17 protein-coding genes, 2 pseudogenes and 1 riboswitch are annotated in these 17,728 nt (G+C 72.1%); of the genes and pseudogenes, 7 read left to right on the forward strand and 12 right to left on the reverse strand.

Going from position 1 to position 17,728, the window contains the following annotated elements; all coding sequences use genetic code 11:
- The first annotated feature begins 171 nt into the window (after positions 1 to 171).
- Positions 172 to 2,211 (forward strand): HelD family protein, encoded by a 2,040-nt coding sequence (locus tag IT780_RS15690; protein WP_199512269.1) that lies wholly within the window; start codon positions 172 to 174, stop codon positions 2,209 to 2,211.
- Here IT780_RS15690 and IT780_RS15695 read toward each other — a convergent pair.
- Genes IT780_RS15695 through IT780_RS15710 form a run of 4 tightly spaced genes read right to left on the reverse strand, consistent with a single transcriptional unit; the run spans position 2,208 to position 4,543 of the window.
- Positions 2,208 to 3,326: a hypothetical protein gene (locus IT780_RS15695; RefSeq protein WP_199512270.1), complete on the reverse strand. Its 1,119-nt coding sequence runs from the start codon at positions 3,324 to 3,326 to the stop codon at positions 2,208 to 2,210. The genes IT780_RS15690 and IT780_RS15695 overlap by 4 nt on opposite strands.
- Positions 3,323 to 3,667 carry a hypothetical protein gene (locus IT780_RS15700; protein ID WP_199512271.1) on the reverse strand — a complete coding sequence of 115 codons (345 nt, stop codon included), beginning with the start codon at positions 3,665 to 3,667 and terminating at the stop codon, positions 3,323 to 3,325. The genes IT780_RS15695 and IT780_RS15700 overlap by 4 nt, the downstream gene beginning before the upstream one ends.
- Positions 3,664 to 4,071: a DUF6313 family protein gene (locus IT780_RS15705; protein WP_199512272.1), complete on the reverse strand. Its 408-nt coding sequence runs from the start codon at positions 4,069 to 4,071 to the stop codon at positions 3,664 to 3,666. The genes IT780_RS15700 and IT780_RS15705 overlap by 4 nt, the downstream gene beginning before the upstream one ends.
- A 49-nt stretch (positions 4,072 to 4,120) precedes the next feature.
- Complete coding sequence (locus IT780_RS15710) at positions 4,121 to 4,543, reverse strand: GNAT family N-acetyltransferase (RefSeq protein WP_199512273.1); 423 nt, start codon at positions 4,541 to 4,543, stop codon at positions 4,121 to 4,123.
- A 69-nt stretch (positions 4,544 to 4,612) separates the two neighbouring features.
- Between IT780_RS15710 and IT780_RS15715 the strand changes: the two genes are divergently transcribed.
- From IT780_RS15715 to IT780_RS15735, 5 genes are all read left to right on the forward strand, one after another.
- Positions 4,613 to 5,269 (forward strand): transporter, encoded by a 657-nt coding sequence (locus tag IT780_RS15715; protein WP_199512274.1) that lies wholly within the window; start codon positions 4,613 to 4,615, stop codon positions 5,267 to 5,269.
- Complete coding sequence (locus tag IT780_RS15720; RefSeq protein ID WP_199512275.1) at positions 5,266 to 5,592, forward strand: winged helix-turn-helix domain-containing protein; 327 nt, start codon at positions 5,266 to 5,268, stop codon at positions 5,590 to 5,592. The genes IT780_RS15715 and IT780_RS15720 overlap by 4 nt, the downstream gene beginning before the upstream one ends.
- Entirely contained in the window at positions 5,589 to 6,455 is an 867-nt protein-coding gene (locus IT780_RS15725; protein ID WP_199512276.1) for an ABC transporter ATP-binding protein, read from the forward strand. The genes IT780_RS15720 and IT780_RS15725 overlap by 4 nt, the downstream gene beginning before the upstream one ends.
- A gap of 16 nt (positions 6,456 to 6,471) precedes the next feature.
- The gene (locus IT780_RS15730; protein ID WP_199512277.1) at positions 6,472 to 7,212 is read left to right on the forward strand and encodes an ABC transporter permease; all 741 of its coding nucleotides are present in this window, start codon (positions 6,472 to 6,474) and stop codon (positions 7,210 to 7,212) included.
- Between the two features lie 85 nt (positions 7,213 to 7,297).
- Positions 7,298 to 8,062 (forward strand): VOC family protein, encoded by a 765-nt coding sequence (locus tag IT780_RS15735; RefSeq protein WP_199512278.1) that lies wholly within the window; start codon positions 7,298 to 7,300, stop codon positions 8,060 to 8,062.
- Here the strand turns inward: IT780_RS15735 and IT780_RS15740 are convergent.
- The 8 genes and pseudogenes from IT780_RS15740 to mqnE form a co-directional block, all read right to left on the reverse strand.
- Entirely contained in the window at positions 8,052 to 8,816 is a 765-nt protein-coding gene (locus IT780_RS15740; RefSeq protein ID WP_199512279.1) for an ABC transporter ATP-binding protein, read from the reverse strand. The two genes, IT780_RS15735 and IT780_RS15740, sit on opposite strands and share 11 nt — an antisense overlap.
- Positions 8,813 to 9,835, reverse strand: coding sequence for a FecCD family ABC transporter permease (locus IT780_RS15745; protein ID WP_199512280.1), 1,023 nt, complete (start codon positions 9,833 to 9,835; stop codon positions 8,813 to 8,815). The genes IT780_RS15740 and IT780_RS15745 overlap by 4 nt, the downstream gene beginning before the upstream one ends.
- 146 nt (positions 9,836 to 9,981) lie before the next feature.
- Complete coding sequence (locus IT780_RS15750) at positions 9,982 to 10,902, reverse strand: ABC transporter substrate-binding protein (RefSeq protein WP_199512281.1); 921 nt, start codon at positions 10,900 to 10,902, stop codon at positions 9,982 to 9,984.
- A gap of 79 nt (positions 10,903 to 10,981) precedes the next feature.
- Positions 10,982 to 11,111: riboswitch (cobalamin riboswitch) on the reverse strand.
- 27 nt (positions 11,112 to 11,138) lie between these two features.
- The gene (locus IT780_RS15755; protein ID WP_199512282.1) at positions 11,139 to 11,699 is read right to left on the reverse strand and encodes a TetR/AcrR family transcriptional regulator; all 561 of its coding nucleotides are present in this window, start codon (positions 11,697 to 11,699) and stop codon (positions 11,139 to 11,141) included.
- 60 nt (positions 11,700 to 11,759) lie between these two features.
- A pseudogene (locus IT780_RS15760) lies at positions 11,760 to 13,052 on the reverse strand (M14 family metallopeptidase); the annotation flags it as partial.
- Positions 13,053 to 13,402: 350 nt separating this feature from the next.
- A pseudogene (locus IT780_RS43120) lies at positions 13,403 to 13,690 on the reverse strand (DUF4229 domain-containing protein); the annotation flags it as partial.
- Positions 13,691 to 13,701: 11 nt separating this feature from the next.
- Complete coding sequence (locus tag IT780_RS15770) at positions 13,702 to 14,079, reverse strand: hypothetical protein (protein WP_233412869.1); 378 nt, start codon at positions 14,077 to 14,079, stop codon at positions 13,702 to 13,704.
- Positions 14,080 to 14,476: 397 nt separating this feature from the next.
- A complete protein-coding gene (gene mqnE / locus IT780_RS15775) occupies positions 14,477 to 15,646 on the reverse strand; it encodes an aminofutalosine synthase MqnE (RefSeq protein ID WP_199512286.1) in 1,170 nt (389 codons plus the stop codon).
- 250 nt (positions 15,647 to 15,896) lie between these two features.
- On the opposite strand from mqnE, the gene IT780_RS15780 reads away from it, so the two are divergent.
- Positions 15,897 to 17,633, forward strand: coding sequence for an NlpC/P60 family protein (locus tag IT780_RS15780; protein ID WP_307831207.1), 1,737 nt, complete (start codon positions 15,897 to 15,899; stop codon positions 17,631 to 17,633).
- Positions 17,634 to 17,728: the final 95 nt, after the last annotated feature.

A 17,728-nucleotide genomic window follows, 5' to 3' on the forward strand; every position in this document is an offset into this window, starting at 1 on the left:
GATCCCGCAGTTATTCGGTCGTGCGGGGGCGGGAGGGCGCGTACCCTGGTGGGCTCGCCCGCGGGGACCGCGCGCTCTCTCAACCGGGCACTGCCGACACCGCATCCAGCCGGAGCGCCGGGCGGCCCAGGTCAGCCGAACCACCGACACCGACGCCGAAAGGTCTCTCGGATGACGCTGCCTGCCCACACCGATCTCGATGACGATCTCGCCGCGGAGCGCCGGCATCTTGCCGAGTCGCGCGCCGCCCTGGGCCGCATGCGCGGCCGGGCCGAGTCGCTGTTCTCCTCCTCCGCCGACATTGCCGGCGATGCGTTTTCCGCCGAGACCCTCGGGCGTACGCTGTCCCGCCGCGTCGCCGAGCTGGCGGACGACCCCACCACTCCCCTCTTCTTCGGCAAGCTGGACGTTGCCGAGGCGGCGTACCACATCGGGCGCCGGCATGTGACCGACGACGCCGGGGAGCCGATGGTGCTCGACTGGCGGGCGCCGCTGTCGCAGTCGTTCTACCGGGCCAGCGTGCGAGATCCACAGGGGGTGTCGACGCGGCGGCGGTTCGGGTTCGTGAAGGGCGAGCTGACCAGCTTCGAGGACGAGCACCTGGACCGGGGCGAGGAGCTCGGCACGAAGAGCCGCATCCTGACGGCGGAGATCGAGCGTCCGCGCGTCGGGCCCATGCGCGACATCGTCGCGACGATCCAACCCGAGCAGGATGAACTGGTACGCGCCGAGCTGGAGGATTCCATCTGCGTGCAGGGTGCGCCGGGTACGGGAAAGACGGCGGTGGGCCTGCACCGGGCCGCCTATCTGCTGTACGTGCACCGCGAACGGCTGCGGCGCTCCGGGGTGCTGATCGTCGGCCCGAACTCCGCGTTCCTCTCGTACATCTCTGCTGTGCTGCCGGCGCTGGGCGAGGTGGAGGTTCAGCAGTCCACGGTGGACGATCTGATCGCCCGCGTACCCGTGAAAAGCCGGGACAGCGAGGCGGCCACCATGCTGAAGCACGACGCGCGGATGGCCGACGTGCTGCGCCGGGCGCTGTGGAGTCACCTGTCGAAGCCGACCGAGCCGATCATGGTGTCCGACGGCTCGTACCGGTGGCGCATCGACACCGAGCCTCTGCGCCGGATCGTCGACGAGGCCCGGCGGGAGGGGTTGCCCTACTCGGTGGGCCGGGAACGGGTACGCGCCCGGGTCGTCGGGTTGCTGCAACGGCAGTCGGAATACCGTACGGGCAACTCGCCGGGCGACGGGTGGCTGCGGAGGATGGCGAAGGTCGCGCCGGTACGGGACTTCCTGGACAAGGCGTGGCCGGCGCTGACGTCCGAGGCGCTGGTGGTCGCGGTGCTGACCGACGCCACGCTGCTGGCCGCCGCGGCGGAGGGCATCCTGACGGCCGAGGAGCAGGCCGAGCTGCTGTGGCCGAAGGCGCCCAAGACCCCGAAGTCGGCGCGCTTCAGCGCCGGGGACATGCTGCTGCTGGACGAGGCGGCGGGGCTGCTCGAACGCGAGACGAGCTTCGGGCATGTGGTCGTCGACGAGGCGCAGGACCTGTCGCCCATGCAGGCGCGGGCGATCGCGCGGCGCAGTGAGCACGGTTCGATCACGCTGCTCGGCGACCTCGCGCAGGGTACGGCGCCCTGGGCGGCAGCGCAGTGGAAGGACACCCTCGCGCACCTCGGCAAGCCGGATGCCGCCGTGGTGCCGCTGACCGTCGGTTTCCGCGTACCCGCTGCTGTGGTGGCTCTGGCGAACCGCCTGCTCCCGGCCCTCGGGGTGGACGTGCCGGAGGCCGTCTCCCTGCGTCGCGACGGCGACCTGGCCATCGTCGGGCTCACGGACCCGGCGGAGCTGGACGCGGCGACGCTGGTCGAGGTCACGGCGGCGCTGGAGCATGAGGGCTCGGTCGCGGTCATCGCGGCGGACGCGGCGGTCGACCGGCTGCGCGCGCACCTCGCGGCGGCGGGTCTGCAGGCCGCGACCCCCGACGACGTCGAGTCGGAGGCACGCGTCACGGTCGTGCCGGCCACGGTCGTCAAGGGCCTCGAGTACGACCATGTCGTCGTCGTCGAGCCGGCCGAGATCGTCGCCGCCGAACCGCGCGGCCTGCACCGGCTGTACGTGGTCCTGACCCGCGCGGTGTCCCGCCTCTCGGTGGTCCACGCCGCCCCGCTGCCGGAGCCGCTGGCCGGCCCCGCTCTCCCGGTCTAGAGCGGAGCCAGCAGGAGGTGGGTGCCGGCCGTCCTCGCTCCTGCGCGCACCTCGAACAATCCGTCGCCGATCAGCACCGAGTCACGGTCGATCTGGGCGCGCCAGTCGTCGGGCCAGCGGGTGGCCGGCGACCATCGGACGCCCTCGAGGTCCACGCCGACGAGGTTGACGCTCCTGAGGTCGGCGCCGCGCAGGTCGTTCACCGCTTCCCGCAGGGCTTCGGCGCTCTCGTCGTCCAGCCGGTCGAGGTTGAGCCGTCCGATCCGCAGGAACATCCGGGCGATGTCCCGGGCGAGGGCCTCCCTGACCTCCTGGGCGGCGGCCCGGGCGACCACGACCGAGTCGGCGAGGCGACGAAGGTGCGCGCGGTCGCCGGCGCGGTCGATCTCCGCGTAGGCGGGGCGGTCGGGGCGGACCGGGCGGCCCCGCTCGAGGTCGCGGCTCAGGTCGCCGGTCAGGACGTGGTCGAGGCCGAGGCTCTGGTCCAGGCACCGGGCGCTGGTACGGGCGTCGGCGAGTCCGCGGGCGAGGTTCCGGTCCCGCAGGGACGAGGCGAGGTCGATCGCCGAGTCGATGGCGAGGTCGACGGCGCGGACGAGGTTCCGGGCCGCGGTGAGGCCGGTGGCCAGTTCGGCCGCGAGACCACGGACGCGGTCGCGAGCGGCGGCCGGCCCGGAACAGGCGCTCAGGGCGAGGTCCGGTGTGCCGGCGGCGGGGAGCTCGATGACCGCGGCGGCGTCACCCACCTCGTCGAGGGTCCGGATGACGTCCAGGGCGTCGGCGAAGTCGAGGACAAGCTTGCGGGCCAGCAACTTCATCGTCGGACGGCGGCCCAGGTGGGCGATGACGTCGTCCGGCGCCAGGACGGCGACGGGCCGCCGCGGGTGTGCCGACCGGAAGTCCTCCCGGCCGATCTCGACCAGCTCGAGCACCTCGGCCCGGCTCGCGCGCAGCCGTTGCAGCGGCTCGGTGCCGGTCGCTTCGTGGACGCGGGCCACGGCTCGATCGAGGTAGCGGTCGACATCCTCGGCGTCCATCGCGGGGAAGGACTCACCGAGGAGCCGCTCACCCAGCTGACGGAAGCTGCCCGGAGCCCGGACCAGGTCAGCGCTCATCGGTCTCCCCCTGTCCGATCGTCGGCGTCCAGCTTGCACATCGGGCACCACGGCCACAGCTCGTCGTCCACGAGGAACGCCGCGGCCGCCTCGACGGCCTGCCTGATCGCGACCCCGCCGCTGGCGCGCGGGTGGACGGCGTCGGTGTCCAGCACGAGGGCGACGAAGTTCTCCCAGTCCCGCTCGGCCCGCTCCCAGTCGTCGAGGTGCAGGTCGACGAAGCCGCACGCGAAGGTGGCGGGCACGGCGTACCCGCACTGTTCGTAGACGAGGTCCTTGAGCGGCGGGATCGTCACCCGCAGCCTCGTCATCCGGGGTGACGCGGTCTCCTGCTCGCTCATGCCGGCTCATTCCTCGACAACGCCTCGCGGATCGATCGCTGCCGGCGACCGCTGATCGCGACGCTGACGACAGCTCCGGCGACCGCACCGAAGACCGCGGGCGCGGCCAGCCACCCGCACACGGACAGGAACCAGGCCAGCGCCGGCACCGGGACCTCCCGGTCACCGGGCGAGGTGATGCCGATGGTGACGTCGTACGTGGTCTTCCACCCGATCACCACGCCGTTGACCACGTAGAGCACGGCGAACACCACGAGCAGCGGCGTTCCCCGTACCAGCAGCCAGTGCCGGACCCCGGTGTACGCGCCCAGCGCCCGCAGCCGGCGGCGCATCCGATCCCGCAGCCGGTCATGGGGCGGGGGCCGGCCCGGCACCCGTACGCCTGTGGGGCGCGGCGACACCATGCTGACACCGTACCCGCCGATATGACCGCAAAGGGGGCGTTCCGCGGAGCTAGAGGGGCTTCACCCAGCGCGACCATTCGTCCTGGCGGCGATACCCGTGGGCGGCCCAGACGGCGTGCGCGCCCTCGTTGTCGTCGAGCACCATCGCGTCGGCCCGGGTTCCGCCGAGCGCCCGGAACCGCTCCTCCGCCGCCGCGATCAGCGCCCGGCCGATCCCGGCACGCCGGCGCGAGGGGGCGACCGCCAGCCGGTACAGGTGGCAGCGCCAGCCGTCCCAGCCGGCGATGACCGTACCGACGAGCTCGTCGCCGTCGACGGCGACGAGCAGCGCGCCGGGGTCGCGCAGGTGCAGCGCGGCGAGCGCGGCCGGGGAGTCCGCGGGACGGGCGGCATTCTCGGCGGCGGTCAGCCAGAAGCCCAGGACGGCACCGAGCTCCCGCGCCTCGGCCGCCCGTACAACAAGATCACCCACGCGCTGATCCTAAAGGCTGTCAACTTTGCGCCGTAGAGTTCTTTGACTTTGTGCGGTAAAGTTCTCTCCGTGAACGAGGATGACGAAGCACCCCTGGACCCGGCCGAATCTCTCCGCGTCATCGAGCGCGAGCGCAGCGCGACGGCGCGCCGCATCATCCCGGACCCCCGGCTGCTCCTCTGGCCGTGGGGCATCGCCTGGCTGGTCGGCTTCACCGTCTACTTCCTCCGGTTCGGGCCGGGCGGCCGGGTCATCGTCGACATGCCGGAGTGGCTGCCGCTCGTCCTCCTGCTCGTGCTGATCTTCATCGCGGGGACGATCACGGGTTTCGTCGGCGGCCGGGCGGCCCGTCAGGTCTCCGGGCCGACCTCCCGCCAGGGCAGGATGTACGGCTGGACCTGGGGTCTCGCCTTCTCCGGCATGATCACGGTGCTCAGCCGCATCAGCGAGCTGCTGCCCACCGCCCAGGCCACCCTGCTGTGGACGGGCACGATGACCGCCCTGACCGGCGCGCTGCACATGGCCGGCGGCGCCATCTGGAACGACCGCACGATGTTCCGCCTCGGCGCATGGCTGAGCGTCGTCAACGTGGTCGGCGTCGTCCTCGGCCCCGGCTGGCACGCCCTCGTGGTGGCGGTCGCCGGCGGTGGCGGGATGCTCGTCGCCGGGCTGATCTCCTGGCTCCGGCTGACGCACGTGGGCGACGGCGAGCGTGCCCGGCCATGACCGATGACGCCGTACCGGAGCTCGACCCGGTCATCCACGCCCAGGCGCGCCTCCGCGTGGTCTCCTCGCTCTCCACGCTGCGCGAGGGCGACAGCATCGCCTTCCCCCGGCTGCAGGACATCCTGCGCATGACCCCCGGCAACCTCTCCGTGCACCTGCGCAAGCTCGAGGACGCGGGCTACGTCGAGGTCGTCAAGACCCATCAGGGCCGCACCCCGGCCACCCTGGTCAGCCTCACCCGCCGCGGCCGGCTGGCCTTCGAGGACTACACCACCGCCGTACGCGCCCTGCTGAACGGCGGCGCCGGAACGGAGCAGTCATGACCCTCGCCCGAGCCATCGACGTCACCCGGCGCTACGGCAGCGTCGTCGCCCTCGACCACGTCAGCCTGGACGTGCACACCGGTGAGCTCGTCGGCCTGCTCGGCCCGAACGGCGCCGGCAAGAGCACGCTGGTCAACCTGCTGACCGGCGTACGGCGGCCCAGCGCCGGCCGGGTGGAGCTGTGCGGCGGCGACCCGCGCGACCCGGGCACCCGCAAAGTCCTCGGGGTGACGCCGCAGGAGACCGGGCTGCCGTCGGCGTTGCGGGTCGGCGAGGTCGTCGACTTCGTCCGCGCCCACTTTCCCGACCCGCTCGGCCGCGACGAGCTGCTGGACCGTTTCGGGCTCGGCGACCTCGTACGCCGGCAGACCGGTGGGCTCTCCGGCGGGCAGAAGCGGCGGGTCGCGGTCGCGCTGGCGTTCGTCGGGCGGCCCCGCATCGTGTTCCTCGACGAGCCGACGACCGGCCTGGACGTCGCGGCGCGGCACGCCCTCTGGGACGGCGTACGCCAGTTCCACGCCGAGGGCGGCACGGTGGTGCTGACCAGCCACTACCTCGAGGAGGTGGAGGCGCTGGCGCGCCGCGTGGTGGTGGTCGGGAACGGACGGGTGCTCGCCGACGACAGCGTCGCGTCCGTACGCGGGCTCGTCGCGATCCGCCGGGTCAGCCTGACCTCCGCCGTACCCGTGCCTGATCTTCCCGGCGTGGTCGGCACCGAGCGCGACGGCGACCGTACGCATCTCCTCACGGCCGATGCCGACCGCCTGGTCCGCGACCTGGTCTCCTGCGACGTGCCGTTCCACGACCTCGAGGTCCGGCCGACGTCGCTGGAGGAAGCGTTCCTCACCCTGACCGCCGCCTGAGTTCAAGGAGTCCTTCGTGTCATCCCTCGCTCTGACCCACGCGCGGTTCCAGCTGATCGAGACCGTACGCATGCCGATGGCGCTGGTCGGCAGCGCGTTCTTCCCGGCCGCCTCGATGATCTTCTTCGTGGTCCCGTTCCTCGGCAGCAACCCGGAGTGGGCGACGACCGCCACCGCGTCGATGGTGACGTTCGTCGTCATGAGCTCCAACCTCTTCCAGTACGGCATCGGCGTCGCGGAAGATCGCGCGCAGCCGTGGGATCCGTACGCGCGGACCCTGCCCGTCGGCGCCGCACCCCGCTTCCTCGGCCGCATCCTCGCCGGGCTGGCGTTGATGACGTTGTCGCTGATCCCCGTCATCGTCATCGCGGCGGTGCTGACCGAGGCGACCGTCACCCCCGGCCAGTTCCTGGCGGCGCTCGGCGTCACGGTGGTGTCGGCGGTGCCGTTCACGCTGATGGGCCTCGCGATCGGCTACTCGCTGCCGACGAAGGCCGCGGTCGTGCTCGCCCAGGTGCTGTTCCTGCCGCTGGCCTTCGGCGGCGGGCTGATGACCGGCCCCGGCAACGCCCCCGGGTTCATCGAGACGATCGCGCCCTACCTGCCGACGGGCGCGGCCGTCCGCCTCATGTGGGCCGCGGTCGGCGACTTCGCGGTGCAGCCGGCCTCGGTGGCCGCGCTCGTGGCCTGGACCGTCGCATTCGCTGGGGTGGCCGGATGGGCCTATCGCCGCGACGAGGGTCGGCGGTTCAGTTGAACTTCCGACTCTGCCGTCCCGTACCTGGCATCGCGGTGCAACGATCCACCTGACGCCCGCCGTGTGCCTGTCGAGGAGATCGCCCATGTCCCATCCGACCCCCGGGGTTCCGACCTGGGTGGATCTGGGCACCTCCGATCTGCCGGACGCCACCCGCTTCTACACGCAACTGTTCGGCTGGGAGGCCGACGTCTCCGGCGAGGAGTACGGCGGCTACACCACGTTCCGCCTCAACGGGCGCGCCGCCGCGGGCGCCGGACCCCTCTACGGCGAGGGCCAGCCGACCGCCTGGAGCACGTACGTCGCCACGGACGACGCCGACGAGATCGCGGCCCGGGTCGAGGCGGCCGGGGGCAAGGTGCTGGTCGCGCCGTTCGACGTCATGTTCCAGGGACGAATGGCGGCGTTCCTCGACCCGGCCGGGGCGCCGTTCAGCGTCTGGCAGGCCGGCACGATGAGGGGCGCCGACGTGTTCGACGTGCCCGGCGCCCTCACCTGGAACGAGCTGACCACCCGGGACGTCGAGGGGTCGGCGGCCTTCTACGGGTCCGTGTTCGGCTGGGTGGCCCGGGAGAGCTCGATGGGCGGGCTGCCGTACATCGTCTGGGAGCACCAGGGCGCGACGATCGCCGGCATGCAGGCGATGGACGGCGACGACTGGCCCGACGACCTGCCTCCACACTGGATGATCTACTTCGCCGTGCACGACTGCGACGAGTCGGCGGCGCTCGCGCAGTCCCTCGGCGGCCGGGTGGCCCGCCCGCCGACGGACCTGCCGATCGGCCGCTACGCGATCCTCGACGACCCGCAGGGCGGCACGTTCTCGGTCCTGCAGAGCGCTAACGCCTGACCGGCACGACGAGCGGCCCCTGCTCACCGTCGATGACCTTGACGCGTACGCGGTAGTGCTCGGCGAGCAGGTCCTCGGTGAGCACCTCACGGGCGGTCCCGTGCGCGACGACCCGGCCACCGGCGAGCAGCACGAGGCGGTCGGCGTACTCACCGGCCGTCGACAGGTCGTGCATCGTGGCCAGCACGGTGAGCCCGCGTTCGCCGCGCAGCCGGTCGACGAGCTCCAGCACCTCCTGCTGGTGCCCGATGTCCAGCGCGCTCGTCGGCTCGTCCAGCAGCAGCGTACGGGCGCCCTGCGCGAGCGCCCGGGCCAGGAACGCGCGCTGCCGCTCACCACCGGACAGCGTGTCGAGCCGGCGTTCGGCGAACGCCTCGAGGTCGAGGGCGGCGAGGACCTCGCCGACCACGGCAAGGTCGGAGGCGGACTCGCGGCCCAGCGCCCGGATGTACGGCGTACGCCCCAGCAGCACGTAGTCGTACACCAGCATCGCCGGCGGCACGACCGGGTGCTGCGGGACGGTGGCCACCGTACGGGCCCGGTCGCGGCGGGACAGGGCCTCGAGCGGGACGCCGCCGAGCGCGATCGTGCCCGCGTACGGCACCAGCCCACCCACGGCCCGCAGCACTGTCGACTTGCCGGCGCCGTTCGGGCCGATGATCGTCACCCAGGCGCCGTCGGCCACGTCGAGGTCCACCCCGTCGACGACGTCCACCCCGCCCAGCCGGACACGCAGCCCCCGTACGGTGATCATCCTTTGATCCTGCGCAGCACGACGGCGAAGAACGGGGCGCCGAAGAACGCCGTGACCACGCCGATCGGGATCTCCGCCGGGCTGGCGACGGTCCGCGCGACCAGGTCGGTCAGCGCGAGGAACGCCCCGCCGAACAGCACCGACAGCGGCAGGATCGACCGGTAGCTCGGCCCCGCGAGCAACCGCAGCGTGTGCGGCACGATGATGCCGACGAACCCGATCAGCCCGGAGACCGACACGGCCGCCGCGGTCCCCAGCGACGCGGCGATGACCAGCAGATACCGGCTTCGCTGCGGGTGCAGACCGAGCGCCTGAGCCTCCTCGTCACCGACGGTCAGCACGTCCAGCTCCCGGCGGTGCGCGAGCACGATGATCCCGGTGACGGCCGCGTACGGCAGCACGATCAGCACGTCGTGCCAGCCCGCGGTGGCGAGCCGGCCGAGCAGCCATGCGTACACCTCACGCAGCGACTCGGTGTGCCGCTGCATCACGAACGTCTGCGCGGCGGCGAGGAACGCGGACACGGCCACCCCGGAAAGGATCAAGGTCGCGGGGGTACGCGCGCGCCCGCCGGCCGCTCCCAGCAGCCACGTCAGCACCACCGCACCGACCGCACCGACGAAAGCCGCCACGGGTACGCCGAACGGCAGGTCGGCCGTGACGTCGCCGGTGCCCGAGCGGGCGGCGATCACCGCGGTCACGCCCAGCCCGGCACCCGCCGCGACCCCCAGCAGATGAGGGTCGGCGAGCGGGTTCCGGAACACCCCCTGGTACGCGGCCCCGGCCAGCGCCAGCATCGCCCCGACCAGCAGCCCGAGCACGACTCGCGGCAGGCGCAGGGCGGTGACGATGGCGACCTCGCGCTCGGTCAGGCCGCTGTGCAGCCGTACGCCCGGAATGAGGTTGAGCAGCTCCGCGGCGACGCCGCCGGGCGGCAGGGTGACCGGCCCGAACGCGATCCCGGCGACGAGCGCGACCGCCACCGCGACGAACCCGCCGGCCAGCCAGGCGGCCCGCAACCCGGCCGGCCTGTGTTTGTTTCCGGCTGCGCTTTTGTCCCCGGCCTGCCTTCTGCCGTCGGCTTCTTGCCCGGCCTGCCCTCCGCCGCCGGCTTCCCCGGCCTGCCCACCGGCCGGGGGCGGCGCTTCGCGGGCGGGCCGGGTGGTCACGCCGGGACCTTGGCCACCGCGTCCGCGACCGACCGGACCAGGTCCACGACCCGCGGCCCCCACCGCGACGCGATGTCGTCGTCCAGCGCCACGACCTGGCCGGTCTTCACCGCCGTCACGCCCGACCAGCCCTTGCGGGCCTTCACGGTCGCCGGCGACTGCGCGCAGCACTTCGAGTCGGCCAGGAAGATCATGTCCGGGTCCGCGGAGACCAGCGCCTCCTGCGACAGCTGCGGGTACGCGGTCTTGGCGCCGTCCGCGACGTTCTTCAGCCCCACCATGGCGAAGATCGACCCGACGAACGTCTGCGACGTCACGGTGTAGTACGTCGGATCCAGCTCGTAGTAATAGGTCAGGGGCGCCGACCGCGCCGGCACACCCTTGACGATCTTGTCGATGTCGGCCCGCATCCGCCCGGTCAGCGCGGCGGCCTCGGCCGGGTGCCCGGTGAGCGTGCCCAGCTGCGCGATCTGACCGTACGTGTCATCCAGCGTCTTCGCCGCCGGCGCGAACAGCACCGGGATCTTCAGCTTGGTCAGCTGGTCGACGATCTTGTTGAGGTCGTCGGACACCACGACAAGGTCGGGGTTCTTCGCGGCGATCGCCTCGGCGTTCGGCTTGAACCCGGACAGCTCGGACCGCGGCGCCTCGGGCGGGTACGTCGACTGGTCATCCACCGCCACCACCTGCGACCCGGCGTCGATGGCGAACAACACCTCCGTCGCGGTCGGCGCCAACGACACGATCCGCTCGGGCCGCGCATCGAGCGTCACCCCACCCGCAGTCGCCGGGTACGCGGCCCCACTCGCACTCGCCGCGGGCTGCCCACCCGCGCCGTCGTCCGATCCCCCACTGCCGCAGCCGCCGAGCAGCAGCGCAGTGACCGCAATAGCGGCAGTCAACATTCGTCTGGTCATCCTGGTCCTCCTGCCGGCCGAGGCTGCGGTGCATCGCCGGCCGGAGCACCGGCCCGCGAGGCGCCCCTCCCCGAGAGCGCTGAATCGCGACCGACGCGCAGGCGACCTGGCTTGCCCGGCCACCGAACGAGGCGGCACGGAACTTCACAGTTGCGGGACAGCGCCGGAATCCCACCGGCTTCGCTGCAACGCGGTCCCCCCGACGCTATCCCACCCCGCTTCCCGGCGACCCGCGACTAGTGCGGCAGGCTGGCGGTGACCATCGCGATGAGCTGGTCGTACGTCTCCTCGACGTCTTCCGCCAGCCCGAAACCTCCGCCCGCCTGCAGCACCGCGAACCCGTGCACCGCCGCCCGCACCCGCCGGGTCGCGTGAGTCGCTGCCGCGTCGGTCAGACCGTAGCCGCGGAGGACCGCGAAGAAGACCTCGAGCAGGTCGCGGGCCGCTTCCGCCATCGGCGCCGGGCCGTGGCGCAGCGGGTCGAGGGGGACGAGGGTGTACCAGCCCGGGTGGGCCAGGACGAAGTCCCGGTACGCCCGCATCAGCGCGGCGACCGCATCGTCGCGGCTGCGTCCCAGGGCGGCCGAGGCCGAGACGCGGGCCATCGCGTGGAGGATCTTGACCGCCATGAGGTCGCGCAGGTCGGCGAGGCTGCCGATGTGTTTGTAGAGAGAGGGGGCCGCGACCCCGGCCCGGTCGGCGACCGCGGCGAGGCTGAGCGCCTCCGGGCCCTTCTCGTCGACGAGGGCGAGCGCGACGTCGACGACCGCGTCGCTGTTCAGACCGGCCCTAGGCATGCGAACTACCTGTCATAGCCCGAAAGCTATGACAGGTAGCCGCATCTGGCAAGCGGATCAGCAGTACGTGGACTGCTTGCCGATCACCTTGTACGGGCAGTCCGCCACCTCGGCCAGCATCAGCGCGGCCTCCCGGTTTCGTGCGGTCTCCCGGGTGATCACGCTGGCGGGCGGGTAGAAGCCGCCGCCCGCCGAGCTGGTCGGGTACATCTCGAAGGTGTACGCGAAGATCTTGTGCGTACCCCAGAGGTAGTCGAGCAGGTCGCCGTCGGTGATGTAGAGGTCGCTGGACTGCTCGGGCGTGTACCCGTTGGTCGCGGCCATCTGCCGGCCCAGCGTCGCGAAGGTGTTGTTCTGGTCGGCGCTCATGTCGGTCGTGGTGTTCGCCGTGGTGTGCCCGAACGGCCACAGCACCAGCTCCGAGTACGTGTGGAAGTCCATCGCGGCCTTGATCTGCTGCACGCCGCCGACGACCCGGCTCAGCACGAAGTCGCGGACGACGCGGGTCTCGGGGGCGGAGAAGGCGGCGGTGCCGCGGTACGTCTCCGACGACGGGCTGCCCGACGAGCCTCCACAGCAGCCCCACTTGTAGCCGTAGTTCCGGTTCAGGTCGGTGCCGACGTACCGGGAACCGCTGTTGGGCTGGCGGTTCTTGCGCCATGAGCGGTAGCTGCCGGTCGCGATGTCGTACTCCGAGCCGTCCGGGTTCACCGACGGGATGATCCAGATCTCGCGGCTGTCCACGATGCTCTTGATCCGGCTGTCGCTCGCATAGTTGTCCGCGTACAGGTGCAGCAGGTAGACCGCCATCTCCACGGTCAGGTGCTCGCGGGCGTGGTGGTTGGCGTCGTACAGGACCTCGGGCTCGCTCTCGTCGGTGCCCACGTTGTCCGAGATCTTCACCGCGACGATGTCGCGGCCCTCGTACGTCTTTCCCAGCACCCGCTTGCTCGCGATCGCCGGGTAACGCGAGACGATCGAGTTCACCTCGGAGATCATCTCCGAGTAGTTGTGGTACGCGGCGTCCCGCGACGGGAAGTCCAACGTGGACACGTCGTCGCCCGCGGCCGCCACCTCGACCTTCTTGACGGTGAAACCGAGCGCCCGCAACGCCTTCACCTCACGCGCCGTCGCGGTCACCTCGACCACGGCATGCTCCACCGCGTCGATCGAGACACCGGTGCTGGCGATGGTGTTGCGCTGCTGGAGGGTACGCACGTCGTACACCTCGTACTGCGCTGAACTGTCGGCGCGCTGCTCGGCGGTGGCGGGCTGCGCGGTGGCTGCGGTGGCGGCGATCAGGGCCAGGCCGGCGGTGACCGCCGCGGCCAGACCGGTGACGCGTCGTCTCATGAACGACCTCCGGGGGGGTGTCAGAGGGGTCCGGGCCCCGTCACTGCACCACCCGGCATAGACGTTTGGCAATGCATGGAGGGCATGCCAATGTGCCCCCTACGTCCGCGTGATGACCGCGGACCACCGGCTCAGGAAGCGTTGCCCTCGCCACCGGCCGCAGCGTCGGGCCTGGCCGCGGGGCCGGCGGGGCGAGCCGCCCGCTCCCCCTGGCCCTCCGCGGCCTGAGCGCCCCGATCGCCGGCAGCGGCCCGATCGCCAGCGCCGGCGCGATCGCCGGCAGCGGCGCGATCGCCAGCGCCGGCGCGATCGCCAGCGCCGGCGCGATCGGCGGCAGGCTGAGCGGTGCGGTCGGCGGCAGGCTGTGCGGCGCGGTCGCCGGCTGCGGCGGCCTCCTCGTCGCCCGCGAGCGCCGCCCGGAGCCGCGCCTTCTCCGCCGCGCGCCGCTCGGCCACCGAGCCCAGCTGCTCGGCCATCTGCTCACGCCACTTGGCGAGCAGGAAGTACGAGAACGCCGCCGAGGCGAGCAGCGCGATCATCGCCTTCACCAGGAAGTTCAGCGGCACCGGCAGCAGCAGCGCGAACACCACGACGAACAGCCCGAAGCGCCCGAGCGTGTACTTGAGGGCGGGACTCATCTCGTACTCCTTCAGCCCACCCGGTGGCTCAGCCACCGGAGGCCGTAGAACCAGACCAGGCAGTAGACGACGGTGAGGCCGAGAGCGCCGACGGCGCCGCTGACCAGGGCCGGGAAGAGCGGCGCGGCGAGGCCGGCGAGGGTCATGCCGACGGCGACCCCGAAGCCGGCGCCGAGAACGGCAACGACGATCCGGTACGCGCCGAAGCCGGCCGCCCGGAACTCCTCGGTGAACAGCCACACCGGCAGCACGATGGCGATCCACCCGCTGGCCGCCCCGAACTCCGAGGCGCGCACGAGCGACATGATGCCCTCGAAGATCAGCAGCACGACGAGCCCGGCGACCAGCCCGGCCAGGGCGACGCCCACCAGGTCCTGAACGGTCGCCAACCGCCCGTCCGCATCCCGGCGCGGACGGCGCGCACTCTGAGTCTCGGCCATGACAAAGCAAAGGGTACGCCGGAGCCCCGGCCCACCAGCCCCCAGCCCGACGCCGCGCACGTGCGTTCCCTCACGCCCGCCCAGCCCGGACCCGTGGCCGACGCCCAACGCCGAGCAGACCAAGACCACACCGGACCAAGACCAGGCTCCCCCAAGGCCAGACCGGATCGGCGCGAGGCCGCGCGAGGCCGGACCGGCGCGAGGCCGGACCGGCGTGAGGCCGGACCGGCGCGAGGCCGGACCGGCGCGAGGCCGGACCGGCGTGAGGCCGGTAACGCACCCGGGCCACCCCAGGTCCGGCCGGGCACCCGCCCGGACCGGGGTCAGGCGACGGCCGACCGGCGGATCAGGCCCAGACCTGCTGCGGCTCGCTGCGGCGTTCGGCCAGCGGGGTCGGCTTGTCGTACTCGCGGACGACCTCGTAGCGGGTGTTGCGTTCGACCGGCTGGAAGCCCGCGTCCCAGATCAGGTCGAGCAGGTCGCCGCGGTGCATCGTGTTCGGGGTGCCGTACGAGTCGGCGTCGTGGGTGATCTTGTATTCGACGACCGAGCCGTCGAGGTCGTCGACGCCGAAGTTGAGGGAGAGCTGGGCGACCGAGAGGCCGTGCATGACCCAGAAGCACTTGACGTGCGGCACGTTGTCGAACAGGAGCCGGGACACCGCGAACGTCTTGAGCGACTCGGCCGGCGCCGCCATGGTCGTCTGCGCCTGGATGCGGTTACGGATCTTGCCGTCCGCGGAGTCGACGAAGTCGTGCTGGTAGCGCAGCGGGATGAAGACCGCGAAGCCGCCCGTCTCGTCCTGCAGCTCGCGGAGGCGCAGCACGTGGTCGACCCGGTGCCGCGGCTCCTCGATGTGGCCGTACAGCATGGTCGCCGGGGTCTTCATGCCCTTCTGGTGTGCCAGCCGGTGGATCCGCGACCAGTCCTCCCAGTGGCAGTTGTGGTCGACGATGTGCTGGCGGACCTCCCAGTCGAAGATCTCCGCGCCACCGCCGGTCAGCGACTCGAGGCCGGCGTCCATCAGCTCGTCGAGGATCTCGCTCGCGGGCAGGCCGCTGATCTTCTCGAACCACTGCACCTCGGTCGCCGTGAAGCACTTGAGGTTGACCTTGGGCAGCGCGGCCTTCAGCTCGCGCAGCACCTTGGGGTAGTAGCGCCAGGGCAGCGTGGGGTGCAGGCCGTTGACGATGTGCAGCTCGGTGAGCTGCTCGTCCTCCATCTCCTTGGCCTTGCGAACGGCCTCGTCGATGCGCATCGTGTACGCGTCCTTCTCGCCCGGCTTGCGCTGGAAGGAGCAGTACGCACAGCTGGCGGAGCAGACGTTCGTCAGGTTCAGGTGCCGGTTGACGTTGAACATCACCCGGTCGCCGTTCATCTCGGTGCGCTTGTGGTGCGCCAGCCGCCCGAGCCACGCGAGGTCGTCGGACTCGTAGAGGGCGATGCCGTCCTCGCGCGTCAGCCGCTCACCGGCGTAGACCTTGGCTTCCAGCTCGCGCTTCAGTCCGACGTCCATCTGGGCCCCTCTCATCACGGTGCTGTCGAGCGTACGTCCAACCCCTGACAGAAGTCCGCCCGCGGCCGCTCCGGGGCGGCGCAGGTCACGTCTGCGACTTACGATTCTCAGCGTCCTTTCATCTCCATTCGATCGACACCGGTGCAGGTGTTGGGGTAAGACCTTTATGGGGACCGAAGACGCCGGTGGGCGACCGGCGCGGGACGGGGTGCACATGGGTGGGACGAGGCAGGGCCGACGCGGATCGGCGGTGCGGGTACGCCCCTGGTGGCGCCCGCTCGCGTACTCCGCTGCGACCGCCGCTGCCCTCGCAGCCCTGTTCAACCCCCTTCCCGCCGCCGCCACGCCCGTCGCACCGGGCGCACCCGTCGCACCGGCCGTTCCTGTCGCACCGGCTCTGCCCGCGGCTCCCGCGGCGCCCGGCTCGGTTCCGGACGCGGGCTCGCGGCCCGTCGCGATCGGTTCGATCACTCTGCCGGGCCAGCGGAGCACGACCCCCACCACACCGCCGCCGTCGAGCGCCATCGGGGTCGGCGCGCCGACCAACCCGATCATGCGGAAGATCGAGGCCGGCCGGGCCGCGGTCGCCGCCATGGGCGAGCAGCTGGCGAAGCTCGACGAGGATCTCAACCTCACGCGGACGCAGCTCACGACCGCCGACCAGAAGGTCACCCAGACCCAGGCCGCGGTGACAGCGGCCCAGCAGGAGGTCACGGCCGCGGCTGCCGCTTCCGTACGCAACGCCGCGGCGCTCCCGCCGGGCTCGTTCGGTTCCGGGCTGCAGGACCTCGACTCCCTCGCGCGGATCCAGCGCGGCGATTCCGCCACCGAGCAGGCGGCCGGGCGGCAGCTGACCATCGTGCAGTCCGCGTACGCGGCTGCGGTGGCCGAGCAGCAGAACCTGCGGACGACCTTCGACCGGCTCACCACCGAGCGCGCCGCCAAGAAGACCGCGCTCGACAAGAAGTCGGCCGCTCAGCAGAAGTACGAGCAGCAGCACGCCGACGTGATCGCCGCGTCGGACGCCGCCGAGGCGGTCCAGGACGCCCAGGCCGGCGCCGGCTTCCTCGCGGGCGAGAACGCGGGCCGGGGCGCCGACCCGCGTGCCATCGCGGCGCTGCGGATCGCCCTGGCCCAGCGCGGAGACCCGTACGTGTGGTCCGAGGAGGGCCCGGACCAGTTCGACTGCTCGGGGCTCATGTACTACGCCTACCGCTCGGCCGCCGCGGGCAGCTTCCCGCTCACCCGGGTGTCGAAGGACCAGTACTACCAGACCCGCGGCAAGACGGTGGACCGCTACTCGCTGCTCCCCGGCGACCTGCTGTTCTTCAGCTCGTCGACCAGCTGGACGGGCATCCACCACGTCGCCATGTACGCCGGCGACGGCATGATGGTGGAGGCCCCGCGCACCGGCCTGAACGTGCGGCTCGTCCCCGTACGCTGGACCAGGTTGTTCGCGGCGACGCGCATCTACGGCTCGGTCGAGGGCACGGTCGAGGGCCCGCACCTGGGCTCGCCGGACCCGGAGACCCCGAGCAACCACACGCCGACGACGAGCCCCACGCCGCGGCCGACCAGCAAGCCGCCGACGCACCCCACGACCCCGGGCAGCCCGTCGACCCCGCCGAGCTCGCCGCCGACGTCGAGCAAGCCGCCGACCACGCCCAGCTCGCCGTCCACCCCGCCGAGCTCGCCGTCGACGTCGCCGAGCACGGAACCGAAGCCGACGACCACGCCGCCGACCACGAGCGCGCCCCCGGCGGCGTCGCCCAGCAAGTCGCAGGAGACGTCGCCGTCCGGCTCGGCGGACAGCTCGGACGACACGAAGTCTCCGACGGCGTCGGCCACGACCAGCAAGACGACCGCCCCGGCGCCGACCACGACGTCCAAGTCAGCGACGGCGAAGGCGACGACGTCCACGACGGCGAAGACTTCCGCATCGGCGAAGACCTCCGCGAGCACCTCGGGCTCCGCGACGGCGAACTGATCGCGTCAGCGACATAAGGGGACCGAAACCGGATCTTCGGGCGGGGACCACTTGACGCCGGGTGCGCATATGAGCGGTGATATGGCACGGTAGTG

The sequence above is a fragment of the Nucisporomicrobium flavum genome (assembly GCF_016464385.1).
GTDB classification, from domain to species: domain Bacteria; phylum Actinomycetota; class Actinomycetes; order Mycobacteriales; family Micromonosporaceae; genus Actinoplanes; species Actinoplanes flavus_A.

Excerpts from the sequence above, each read along its gene's own strand:
- IT780_RS15690 (WP_199512269.1), top strand. The coding sequence starts at position 172 with ATGACGCTGCCTGCCCACACCGATCTCGATGACGATCTCGCCGCGGAG.
- IT780_RS15695 (WP_199512270.1), bottom strand. The coding sequence starts at position 3,326 with ATGAGCGCTGACCTGGTCCGGGCTCCGGGCAGCTTCCGTCAGCTGGGT.
- IT780_RS15700 (WP_199512271.1), bottom strand. The coding sequence starts at position 3,667 with ATGAGCGAGCAGGAGACCGCGTCACCCCGGATGACGAGGCTGCGGGTG.
- IT780_RS15705 (WP_199512272.1), bottom strand. The coding sequence starts at position 4,071 with ATGGTGTCGCCGCGCCCCACAGGCGTACGGGTGCCGGGCCGGCCCCCG.
- IT780_RS15720 (WP_199512275.1), top strand. The coding sequence starts at position 5,266 with ATGACCGATGACGCCGTACCGGAGCTCGACCCGGTCATCCACGCCCAG.
- IT780_RS15725 (WP_199512276.1), top strand. The coding sequence starts at position 5,589 with ATGACCCTCGCCCGAGCCATCGACGTCACCCGGCGCTACGGCAGCGTC.
- IT780_RS15735 (WP_199512278.1), top strand. The coding sequence starts at position 7,298 with ATGTCCCATCCGACCCCCGGGGTTCCGACCTGGGTGGATCTGGGCACC.
- IT780_RS15740 (WP_199512279.1), bottom strand. The coding sequence starts at position 8,816 with ATGATCACCGTACGGGGGCTGCGTGTCCGGCTGGGCGGGGTGGACGTC.
- IT780_RS15750 (WP_199512281.1), bottom strand. The coding sequence starts at position 10,902 with ATGACCAGACGAATGTTGACTGCCGCTATTGCGGTCACTGCGCTGCTG.
- IT780_RS15755 (WP_199512282.1), bottom strand. The coding sequence starts at position 11,699 with ATGCCTAGGGCCGGTCTGAACAGCGACGCGGTCGTCGACGTCGCGCTC.
- mqnE (WP_199512286.1), bottom strand. The coding sequence starts at position 15,646 with ATGGACGTCGGACTGAAGCGCGAGCTGGAAGCCAAGGTCTACGCCGGT.